Annotated in this window: 2 protein-coding genes; both read right to left on the bottom strand. The window is 69.4% G+C overall.

Features of this window, described 5'->3' with window-relative positions; translation table 11 throughout:
• Positions 1-2,240, bottom strand: a 2,240-nt coding sequence (parC, locus tag I73_RS02665; RefSeq protein WP_022979204.1) for a DNA topoisomerase IV subunit A, incomplete at its 3' end; no start/stop codon positions are given.
• A 15-nt stretch (positions 2,241-2,255) separates the two neighbouring features.
• Positions 2,256-2,756: lytic transglycosylase domain-containing protein (locus I73_RS25570; protein WP_051048943.1), on the bottom strand; the 501-nt coding region annotated here is incomplete at its 5' end.

Genomic DNA, 2,756 nt, shown 5'->3' with positions numbered 1-2,756 from the left:
CTGGCCAGGGCCGAGCCCTTGACCAGCTCGTCCCGGGGCTTGCCGCCCCGGCCGGCGCCNAGCACCCGCAGCACGTCGCCGAAGCTGCAGACGGACAAGAGCGGGTCCTTGGCGTCCACGTCCATCAGCGTCAGGCCCCGGCCGCCCTTGGGCTGCAGCTTCAGGTCCGACAGCGCATAGACCAGCAGCCGGCCGCTGGCCGACAGGCAGGCCACCTGCGCATGAGCGATGGCCACCGGTGCCGGCGGCAACAGTTCTTCCTTGTCTTCCAGCGTCAGGAAGCTCTTGCCCGCGCGCTGGCGCGTGAAGAGGTCCGACGCCCGGGCCAGCAGGCCGAAGCCGCCGCTGTTGGCGAACAGCAGCGTGGTGTCGGCCGCGCCGGCGAAGTAGTGCTGCGCCTTGCTGCCCGGCTCCAGGTCGATCAGCGAGGTGATGGGCACGCCGTCGCCACGCCCGCCCGGCAGGCTGGCCACGGCGATGTTGTAGACCCGGCCATTGCTGCCGATGACCAGCAGCGTGTCCACGCTGCGGCAGGCAAAGTGGCTGTGCAGGGTGTCGCCGGACTTGAAGCCCAGCGTGGCGGCATCCACCTCGTGGCCCTTGAGGGCACGTGCCCAACCCATCTGGCTGATGACCACGGTGACGGGCTCGTCCACCACCTTGACCTCGGCCACCGCCCGCTTCTCCTCCTGGATCAGGGTGCGGCGGTCGTCGCCGAACTGCTTGGCGTCGGCCTCGATCTCCTTGATCACGGTGCGGCGCAGGCTGCCCGGGTTGCCCAGGATGTCCTCAAGCTTGGACTGCTCCTCGCGCAGGCTCGACAGTTCCTGTTCGATCTTGAGTGCCTCCAGCCGGGCCAGCTGACGCAGCCGGATCTCCAGGATGTCCTCGGCCTGGCGGTCGCTCAGGCGGAAGCGCTCGATCAGCGCCGGCTTGGGCTCGTCGGCGTTGCGGATGATGCGGATCACCTCGTCGATGTTCAGCAGCACCAGCTGGCGACCTTCCAGCACGTGGATGCGGTCCAGCACCTTGTCCAGGCGGTGGCGGGTGCGCCGCTGCACCGTGGTCTGGCGGAAGCTGATCCACTCCAGCAGCATCTGGCGCACGCTCTTCTGCACCGGCTTGCCATCCAGGCCCACCATGGTCAGGTTGACCGGGGCATTGGTCTCCAGGCTGGTGTGGGCCAGCAGCGTGGTGATCAGCTCCTGCTGCTCGACGGTGCGGCTCTTGGGCTCGAAGACCAGGCGCACCGGTGCGTCCTTGCTGGATTCGTCGCGCACCGCGTCCAGCACCGACAGCACCGCGCCCTTGAGCTGGGTCTGTTCGGCGGTCAGCGCCTTCTTGCCGGCCTTGACCTTGGGGTTGGTCAGTTCCTCGATCTCTTCGAGCACCTTCTGCGCACTGGTGCCCGGCGGCAGCTCGGTGACCACCAGCTGCCACTGGCCGCGCGCCAGATCCTCGATCTTCCAGACGGCGCGCACCTTCAGGCTGCCGCGGCCGCTGCTGTAGGCCGCGCGGATGTCGGCCGCACTGGAGATGACCTGGCCGCCACCCGGGAAGTCCGGGCCGGGCAGCATGGCGAACAGCTCGTCGTCGGGCAGCTGATCGTTGCGGATCAGCGCCACCGCCGCCGTGGCCACCTCGCGCAGATTGTGGCTGGGGATCTCGGTGGCCAGGCCCACGGCAATGCCGGAGGCCCCGTTGAGCAGCACGAAGGGCAGGCGCGCCGGCAGCTGCCTGGGTTCCTCGGTGGAGCCGTCGTAGTTGGGCACGAACTCCACCGTGCCCTCGTCGATCTCATCGAGCAGCAGGCGGGCGATGGGCGACAGGCGCGCCTCGGTGTAGCGCATCGCCGCGGCACCGTCGCCATCGCGGCTGCCGAAGTTGCCCTGGCCGTCGATCAGCGGGTAGCGCTGCGAAAAATCCTGCGCCATGCGCACCAGGGCGTCGTAGGCGGCCTGGTCGCCGTGCGGGTGGAAGCGGCCCAGCACATCGCCCACCACGCGGGCGCTCTTGACCGGCTTGGGCGCGCCACCGGCCCAGCCCAGGCCCATGCGCTGCATGGCGTAGAGGATGCGCCGCTGCACCGGCTTGGCACCGTCGCAGACGTCGGGCAGCGCCCGGCCCTTGACGACGCTCAGCGCGTACTCGAGGTAGGCCCGCTCGGCGTAGTGCGCCAGGGCGATGTCGTTCGATCCGTCGCCGTCGCCGGCTTGAAAGCTCAGGGAAGTCTGTTCCATCGATCTCGGTCGGGCTCAGCGCACGGGCTGCGCCCCTTCGTTCCAGCCCACCAGCTTGAGCTGGCGGGCGCCCGTCTGCATGCGTTGCTGCAGCAGGGTCCAGTAAAGCTCGAGCACCATGTGCACATGGGCCCGCGTTTCTTCGAAAGGCGGCATCTTGCCACCGGCGCGGCGCACATTGCCTTCGCCGGCGTTCCAGGCGGCCAGGGCCACGTCCACCCCGCCATATCGGCGGGTCAGGTCGGCCAGCATGCGCGCCCCGGTCAGGATGTTCAGTCGCGGGTTGCGCATGCGCTGCTCGGCCGGCGCCTGGGCTTCCGATTTGGTGGCGTAGCGGTCGGCTGCGTCCGGCGTCATCTGCATCAGGCCGATGGCGCCGCGGGGCGACACCAGCTCCGGGTTGAAACCCGACTCCACCGTGATTATGGCCTTGAGCAGCTCGGCGTCCACGCCAGTGGCCTCCTCCGCCTCCTTGAGCACGGGCTGCAGGCGCTTGACCTCCGGCGCGATGTCCAG

It is taken from the genome of Ideonella sp. B508-1 (assembly GCF_000333615.1).
Classification (GTDB): Bacteria; Pseudomonadota; Gammaproteobacteria; order Burkholderiales; family Burkholderiaceae_C; genus Ideonella.
The sequence above is the reverse complement of the archived record's forward strand: the minus strand, read 5'-3'. Positions and strand labels throughout refer to the sequence as shown.